Origin of the sequence: Acetivibrio sp. MSJd-27 (genome assembly GCF_018918095.1) — a bacterium.
Classification (GTDB): domain Bacteria; phylum Bacillota; class Clostridia; order UMGS1840; family HGM11507; genus HGM11507.
Genome location: NZ_JAHLPV010000061.1, coordinates 1 through 8779, shown reverse-complemented (window position 1 = coordinate 8779; position 8779 = coordinate 1). Strand labels below are relative to the sequence as shown.

The following is an 8779-nucleotide window of genomic DNA, read 5'->3' as shown; positions in this document are numbered from 1 at the left end:
TATGCGATGTTCATGCCAATCTCCTGCATGGTACGGCGCAGCGAGGGGATGCCGTACAGGTGCTGGATGAACACAATTTTGAACAATACCACCGGGTCAATGCTGGGACGGCCGTTGTCACGGCTGTAAAGCGCATCCACCAAGTCGTACAGATGCGTAAAATCCACCGCGCTGTCAATCTGCCGCAGCAGATGCTCCGATGGAACCAGCTCCTCCAAACATAGGATTTCTACTACATTTCTGCGCAATTCCTGCTCTTTTGCTAGCACACGCCGTCCCTCCCCAGTCTTTTCTTATCTTTATTTTACCACACATACGCAAAAAAGCCCAGTGTATACTGGACTTTTTCGACAGGCTGGCGGCAGACATTTGTCTGCCGCTTTGTTGCTGATAAAAAGGAAGACTATATTGTATAGACCGAACCAGACACCATCCTATTTGAAAGAATGGAGCACAATACAATGAACAAACGCAGCATATCAAAGCGTATCCTATATATTGTTATCTCAGCTTTTTGCTTTGCACTGATGAATTTATTTATAAGTCTTTCGGGAGAACTGCCGTTTGTGCAAAAGAGCTTTTTCAGAAATCTGATTGCTTTTATAGCAGCGCTTTTTTTGCTGTTCAGGAGGAAACAACGGATTGAGATTTACCGCGGTAATATCAAAGATCTTCTCCTGCGATCTATTTTTGGAACTGTTGGAATTTCGTGTAACTTTTATGCGGTGGATCGCCTCTTCATAGCAGATGCATCCATGCTCAATAAAATGTCTCCGTTTTTTGCGGTTATTTTTAGCTTTTTCATGCTGAGGGAAAAGATAAGTCTGTTTCAGACGATTGTGGTGATATCAGCGTTTGCGGGGAGTATGTTGGTAGTGAAACCTTCTGTCACCAATATGGATTTTCTTCCCGGGCTTATCGGCCTTTGCGGTGGTATCTGCGCGGGTGCCGCATACACCTATGTAAGGAAGCTTGGAAACGGGGGGACGAAAGGTACCGTCACTGTGATATTTTTTTCAGGATTCTCCTGCCTTGTCACGCTTCCGTTTTTGCTGTTTGATTATCATACGATGACGCTTGTGCAGCTTGGCTGGCTTTTGCTTGCCGGTTTAGCCGCAACCGGCGGCCAGTTTGCCATAACAGCTGCATATTGTCACGCACCGGCAAAAGAAATCTCAGTTTATGACTATTCGCAGATTTTGTTTTCTGTTTTCCTGGGCTATGTGGTATTCGGTCAGATACCGGATTGGTACAGCATTTTGGGGTACATTATTATCATTTCTGTGGCGATTTCAATGTTTTTATATAACCTTGCTTCTAAGGAACCTGCTTCTGTAAGTGGCTAGGTATAAATTTATAACCTCGCTGTATGTCCTTCATTTCAAAAGCGGCGGGTACCTTGTTGAAAGAGCAAGCGGAGAGCATAATCTTGTGCTCCGCTCGGTTGAAACGCCATTAAGGTAACTTTTGCTGCGCAAACGTTTACAATGAAATCTTGTTATGAGCAAACAGAGGGGAATATCTCCTGCTTTGGGAGATTGAAATGCTTTTAAAGTGGTTTTGCCATGAAAAAGTGTTTTCATCTTGCTATAACTGCGGGCAAGATGTCCCCCGCCTCTTAAAGGCGGCGGGTTCCATATCCGCGTTCAGCGAGAGTGCAATCTCCCGCTGAGCGCGGCACTGCTATGCAGTGCCCTTGTCCTCGTTGAATGACGGGGCAAGCCCTTATTGAACAGAAAACATGCTTAGAAAAAATCTGTTAAAAAGTACAGAAATTCTACGAAGCGTTTCTTGTTTTTTTCAAAATTTCCGTTACAATAAAAGAGAGGAGGCGGTTAAAATGGATTGCAAAAAGGTTGGGATGTTGATCCGTTCTCTGCGTGTTGAGCAAAAAATGACGCAAAGGCAGCTGGCGGAACAAATGAATATCAGCGACAAAACCATATCAAAATGGGAACGCGGTGCAGGCTGTCCGGATGTTTCACTGCTTCCGGAGCTCTCTGGTCTGCTTGGCGTGAGTATTGAAAAAATTTTGGGCGGCGATTTGGCAGCCAATGCTTTTATAGGAGGAAATATGAAAAATACGGATTACTATGTTTGTCCTTTCTGCGGCAATTTGCTGTTCAGCACTGGAAAAGCGGAAATTTCCTGCTGCGGTAGAAAGTTAAAACCGTTAACCGCTAAAAAGGCTGAGGCAGAGGAGAAACTTCACATGGAGCAGGTGGAAGATGAATGGTTTATTACCAGCGATCATCCCATGCGGAAAGAAAACTATATTTCTTTTGTCGCGCTGGCTTCCGGCGGTAAAATACAGATTGTCAAACAATATCCTCAATGGGATCTGCAGGTGCGGTTTCCAAAGAGAGAACATGGAAAACTTTTGTGGTATTCCCGGAACAAAGGATTGTTGTATCAGATTGTTTAATATGCAAAAAAATATGTTACAGGATCGCGGTGCTCATTTTGACTGCGGTCTTTTTTCATAAACATGAAATGTTTTTTTGATAGAAAATAGATAAGATGCATAGATTCCTTTCATTTGTTTATCCTAACATTGATATTACATTCTTATGTTCAGACAGATTCAAAGAAAAAGGCGTGATGATAAAAAAATTGATAAAATTGTGTAAAGTGCACATAAAAAACGAAAAAAGTATTAAAAATTATTTAATATTTTGTTATAATCTTAACAAGAAGAAATGGATAAATTATACTTGAATATCCAAATTTCTTCAAATACGAGAGAATATCAGGAGGGATTTGCATGAAGTACACAGGAGTAATTCCGGCGTTCTACGCATGTTATGACAGCGAGGGTAACGTCAGCAAGGACAGGACAAAAGCTTTGGCGGAGTATCTGATGGGCAAAGGGGTCAATGGGCTCTATGTCTGCGGAAGTTCCGGCGAGTGTATCTATCAGAATGTAGAGGAACGAAAAATGATACTGGAAAGCGTAATGGAAGTCTGCAAAGGAAAGATTACCATTATTGCGCACATCGCGGCGCCCAGTACCAGGGACAGTATTGCATTGGCAAAGCATGCCGAAAGTCTGGGTGTGGATGCGATTGCTGCGATTCCCCCGATTTATTTTCGGCTTCCGGAATCCTCTATCTATAAATATTGGACAGATATGGTGGAAGCCACAAATTTGGATTTTATCATTTACAATATTCCTCAGACTACAGGGTACAATCTGTCGGTTTCTCTGTTTGAACGCATGATTGCCCATCCGCGTGTCATCGGAGTCAAGAACTCTTCTATGCCGGTTCTGGATATTGAGCAGTTCAAAGCACATGGGGGGAAGGACTGTGTCATTTTCAACGGGCCGGACGAACAGTTTGTGGCGGGCCGTCTGATGGGAGCTGACGCCGGCATCGGAGGCACTTATGGTGCGATGCCCGAGCTGTTCATTAAAGCCAATGAATGCATTGAGAAATCTGATGTAAAAACAGCGCGGGAAATTCAGGTGGCCATCAATGATATTATCATGAGTATGTGCAGTGTGAAAGGCAACCTATATGCTGTTATAAAAGGGATTATCCGCCTCAACGGGCTGGATATCGGTTCTGTCCGAGCTCCTTTGGAAGAGGTGGAGCGGCTGGAACAGAATAAAGTGAAGGTGATCTGGGAAAAAATCAATACTGCGATTGCTAAATTCTGCTAAAGGAGGTTGGCAAGATGAGAGGTTTTACATGGATAGACATGATCGTGCTGGTGGTGTATCTGCTTGCGGTTCTACTGGTCGGTCTGGCTTTCTCGAAAAAAGAGATGAAGGGAAAAGAGTTTTTTCGCGGGGACGGAACGATTCCCTGGTGGGTTACGTCGGTTTCGATCTTTGCAACACTGTTAAGTCCGATTTCCTTCCTGTCCCTTGCCGGAAATTCTTTTGCCGGGACATGGATTTTATGGTTTGCACAGCTGGGTATTTTTATCGCGGTTCCGCTGACCATCAAATTTATCCTGCCGATTTATTCCAGGCTGGACATTGACACCGCCTATGAATACTTGGAAATTCGGTTTCATGACGGAGGACTGCGAGTAATCGGTGCACTTTTGTTTATCGTATACCAGGTAGGGCGCATGTCCATCATTATGTATCTGCCGTCTATGGTTTTAGCGCAGTTGACCGGAATTAACGTAAATGTGCTGATCGCAATTATGGGAATCATTGCTATCATTTATTCGTACACAGGTGGTTTGAAATCGGTTCTGTGGACCGATTTTGTACAGGGCATGGTTCTGATTGTAGGGGTTACCTTTGCACTGATTTTCCTGTTCTTTAAAATTGACGGGGGAGCGGGAGCCGTTTTCAGTGCGTTGGGCAACGGTAAGTTTATGGGGGCGGATGAAATTTGGATTGATCCGAACATCCTGAAAAACAGTGTGTTTATCATTTTCCTGGGAGCGGGGCTGAATACTTTCTCCTCCTATGTATCTTCTCAGGATGTCGTACAGAGGTTTACCACGACGACGGATATCAAAAAACTGAATAAAATGACGTATGGAAACGGTGTTTTATCCATAGCGCTTGCGACAATTTTTTATCTGATCGGGACGGCTCTTTTTGTGTTTTACGGGCAGAACCCGGATTTGCTGCAGCATGCACAGAGGGATCAGGTGTTTGCCTCCTTTATCGCCTACGAGCTGCCGGTCGGTATCACTGGTATTTTGCTGGCCGCAATTTACGCGGCTTCCCAGTCAACTCTTTCCACCGGACTAAACTCGGTGGCAACCAGTTGGACATTGGATATACAGAAATTCATCACAAAAGATATGAGCGAGAAAAAGCAGACTCGTCTGGCGCAGTTTATCTCTCTTGGCGTGGGGATTATCTCCATCCTGGTATCTATGGTGCTTGCAAACGGCGAAATCAAATCGGCTTATGAGTGGTTCAACAGCTTTATGGGATTGGTGCTTGGTGTGCTGGCCGGTATTTTCGTGCTGGGGGCATTCTCCAAAAAAGCTTCCAAATACGGAGCTTATGCGGGATTTATCGTTTCCGCCATCCTGGTGATTTATCTGAAGTATACCGGCTCCTGGATCAGCTCCTGGGCATACTCCCTGATTTCTATTGTTGTGACCTTTGTGGTTGGCTCTATTGTAAGCATGTTTGCGAAGAATAAAGAGGATCTCAATATTGAAGCGACAATTTTTGCAAATAAAAAGCATAGATAGGAGGAGATGAAACCATATGATTTACGGAAATCTGAAAGATATAGACCATTATTCCTTTCTGAAGCAAAGGGAGCAGGAAGCTTTGAAATATGCAGCACAGAATGCGCTGGCAGAACTAGAATCCGGCAGGCATGATGTGGACGGCGACCGACTTTATTTTAATCTTGCCGAGTATGAGACCAAGCTGCCGGAGGAAGGATTCTGGGAAGCGCACAGACAGTATGTTGACATACATGTAATGCTTCGAGGAAAAGAAAAAATCTTTGTCAATTTTATGAACCGTATGCAGGCTGGTGAATTTGAATCGGATAAAGACTATCTGCCCCTTGAAGGCTCTGAGAGCGGTTATGTTCTTCTACAGGAAGGCGATTTTTTGATTTGTTATCCAGAGGACGCTCATATGACGGGAATTATGACGGGGCAAAAAGAACAAATTAAAAAAGCTATCTTTAAAGTGCAAATTTAAAGCAATGGCAAGAGGGGGCGAAAGTCCTCTCTTTTTTATGTAAAAATAGATTTCTTAACAGAGAAGAAAAACAGAATTTTCATGGTTTAAAATTGAAAAAAATGGATTCTAAGAATGCGAAAATTAGATGGGGAAATTGGCTAAAATATAGAGGGTTTAATCATTTTGGAAAAAATAGTTTTGACAAACAATATTGACTTTTACAGCAAAATATAATAAGATATTTACGATAGATAATTAAAATGTTAAATAAATGATGAGAAGGGGAGGGTTATGCCGAAAGATTTTATAAAATTTCAGATTCGTGAGGAACATCCTCGTGTTTATGTCAATCAGGAAATCATTCACCTGCTGCGCGGAAGAACTGAAAAAACGGCTTATGCCCAGGCGGTGCAAGTGATGCAGGAAAGCATACACAGCACAGCGTTAATGAAGGATTATATTTCCATGATAGAAGCGAATGCTTTTTATTTTTTAATATCAGGGGAAGAAGTCTATGGAAAAAAAGCCATTGTGCTTTTAGACGAATACATAAAAACCGAGAAGTATGCCAGCGGCAAAACCGAGCTTTTGCTGATCAAAGGGCAGATGCTTCACACACTGGCGATGGTCTACGACTGGTGCTATACCTTGATCGATGCTTCTTTGCGGGAAGTGTTCCTTTCGTCGGTGGCTGACACGGTGGAACAAATTGAGGCGATGTATCCTAAAAAAGATTTGCGGGATATTATGATCAACATTAGTGAGACGCAGTTGGTTCGGGATTTGATGGCTGTTGCAGTCGCTGTATATGATGAGATGCCGGAGCTGTTTGAACGGCTGAACAAAAAGTTTCTGCAGGAATACATTGTGATGATGAATTTTAAGGCTGTTTCGGAAGGTTATCCGCAGGGGCCTGGCTTTGGTGCTCTGCGGGCTGCTTTCGATATGCATCTGATCTGGCTGTTTGACCGCATGGGATATGGATTTGTGTTTTCGGAGCATATCGGCCTTCAGCCTTATTACCTGATTTATATGCGTCGTCCCGACGGATTGATGTTCCATGATGGAGACACTTACATTGATTATGACAAAAACGGAAATCCTTGCCGCTTTTCCCGTATTTTCATGCATGCCGCTTCCTATTACCGAGATCCGGTGCTGCATGGACAATTTTTGGAGGAGTTGGACGGAGTTGATTTTCATGGGGAATTTTGGAATAACAATCGGATTGATCCGGTTGAATTTATGCTGTTTTATGACGATACCGTCAAAGTGGACGGTATTGGGCATTTGCCGAAAACAAAACTGTTTCCCCAACCGATTGGTGCAATGGTTTGCCGAACCGGGTGGCAGCAGGGGGCAACTGTCAACGATGTCGCCGCTTATTTTAAAATAGGGGTTTTCAACTTTGATTACCATCAGCATTTGGACTGCGGTCAGTATCAGGTATACTACAAAGGATATCTTGCTGTAGATTCCGGCGGGTTTGCGAAATACGGTGACGGGCACGATGTGAACTACAACAAGCGTACGGTTGCCCATAACTGTATGTTATTTCACAAGCCGCGTGAAAAAATGATTTACCGAGGACGGGATGTCAGCAATGATGGGGGACAAGTCTATTTTAATGACCACCACACCTCCTTCAGTATTATTGATATGTTTGAGGGAGGGCAAAAGACGGGGAAATTTATCAATGAGGCACAGATTCCAAACTGTATCACACCGAAATATTCCCATTTGCGCGGAATGTATGATGATGCTTATGGGACGAAGCTCAACACATACAGCCGTTCCTTTCTGTTTATCAATACAGGCGATGAGAAATGTCCTGTTATTATCTGCATTATTGACCGGATGAAATCTAGATTTAAGAAGAGTTATCTGCTTCACACTATGGAAAAACCTCAGGTTCTTTTTAACAATGTGATTGTTAAAGATTCTGAAAAAGGCGGGAGAATGGTTCATACCACAGTGTTTCCTGCAACTGGAGAACTTTCGACAAAATTGATTGGAGGAAACGGCAGCAGTTTTTATGTGGATTCGGCCAACTACGAACCGGCGTTGACAGAAAAACAGAAAAAAATCCAGGAACCCGGTGGATACCGGGTGGAAATTACTTCAAACGCGGATAAAATCACTGAGATTTTTATGAATGTCATGCAGTTTACTTCCGGGGATGATGAGTTTATGTATGAAGTGATTCCCAGCGAGGAAGAGCAAGGGGCTTTGTGCGTAAGTGATTATAAAATTTATTATTTAAATGAGATTTGCTATGAATATCAGGTGAAAACAGCCCGCGAAGGATTAACACACTTTGTGATCCTCAATGCACGGCTGGGATATTATTCGGTGCGGTCCAAGGATACTTCTGTGTATATTCAGTGTGAATGCCGGGATAATATCATGACGTTTACCCTGCCGAAAGGGGAATATTATGTGGAGCGGATCATTATGTAGCGCAGGGGTAAAAAGAGTACAGAACTACGTGAAGATGAAAGAACTATACAGAGATTAGCGGCATGGGAGCGCAGCATTTTGATAAAAACAAAAAATCAGAACATTGAGGCGGAATTGCAATGAAAAGGTTTACCGCTTATCTGTTGAAAAAATGAAAAATTTTATTAAATTTTTGTAAAATGATATGTTGCTTTGCGGATCCTCTTGAATTTTTGTGATGCATGTGGTAAAATAGAAATACAAACTTTATTAAAATATAAAATTAATGATGTCTTTTTTCTGAAATATAGCTTATTTTGATTGCTTTTAAACCTTATTTTCCCTAAGGATTAACAGTTTTTTTATATCTTGAAAAAACAAATGCCAAATAAGTTATATTTATGAAAAAAATAGCAGCATTAATTGGAAGGTGGTATCATGAGAGATTAATGCAGAAACTTTATTAAAATATAAAATTAATTTTGTTATTTTATTGGGAAATAACTTATTTTATTTTTTTGAATAAACCTTAATTCTCTAAGAGAAGAAAATTTTTGTATATATCAAAAAAACAATTAACAAATAAATTATATTTATGGAAAAAACGGGAGGAGAAAGGTATGAAAAAGACAGTAAGCATACTGGTAGCAATGGTGATGATACTAAGCGTGATACTGGTGCCTGGGTACGCGTTCAGCGACATCGGGGAAGGGAAAC

At 42.1% G+C, this 8779-nt stretch carries 7 protein-coding genes; 6 read left to right on the top strand and 1 reads right to left on the bottom strand.

Annotation, left to right across the window (positions count from 1 at the left end; translation table 11 throughout):
* On the bottom strand, positions 1-269 hold a 269-nt coding region (locus KQI32_RS12595; protein ID WP_216423449.1), incomplete at its 3' end, for a transposase.
* Between the two features lie 177 nt (positions 270-446).
* Here KQI32_RS12595 and KQI32_RS12590 point away from each other — a divergent pair.
* From KQI32_RS12590 to KQI32_RS12565, 6 genes are all read left to right on the top strand, one after another.
* Complete coding sequence (locus tag KQI32_RS12590; RefSeq protein WP_308167060.1) at positions 447-1346, top strand: DMT family transporter; 900 nt, start codon at positions 447-449, stop codon at positions 1344-1346.
* A 494-nt stretch (positions 1347-1840) separates the two neighbouring features.
* Entirely contained in the window at positions 1841-2425 is a 585-nt protein-coding gene (locus KQI32_RS12585) for a helix-turn-helix transcriptional regulator (RefSeq protein ID WP_216425842.1), read from the top strand.
* A gap of 339 nt (positions 2426-2764) precedes the next feature.
* Positions 2765-3664 carry a dihydrodipicolinate synthase family protein gene (locus KQI32_RS12580; protein WP_216425840.1) on the top strand — a complete coding sequence of 300 codons (900 nt, stop codon included), beginning with the start codon at positions 2765-2767 and terminating at the stop codon, positions 3662-3664.
* 14 nt (positions 3665-3678) lie between these two features.
* A complete protein-coding gene (locus KQI32_RS12575; RefSeq protein ID WP_216425827.1) occupies positions 3679-5175 on the top strand; it encodes a sodium:solute symporter in 1497 nt (498 codons plus the stop codon).
* Positions 5176-5191: 16 nt separating this feature from the next.
* On the top strand, positions 5192-5641 hold the full coding sequence (locus KQI32_RS12570; protein ID WP_216425824.1) for a YhcH/YjgK/YiaL family protein: 450 nt from the start codon (positions 5192-5194) through the stop codon (positions 5639-5641).
* A gap of 273 nt (positions 5642-5914) precedes the next feature.
* Complete coding sequence (locus KQI32_RS12565) at positions 5915-8083, top strand: hypothetical protein (protein WP_216425822.1); 2169 nt, start codon at positions 5915-5917, stop codon at positions 8081-8083.
* The last annotated feature ends 696 nt before the right edge of the window (positions 8084-8779 follow it).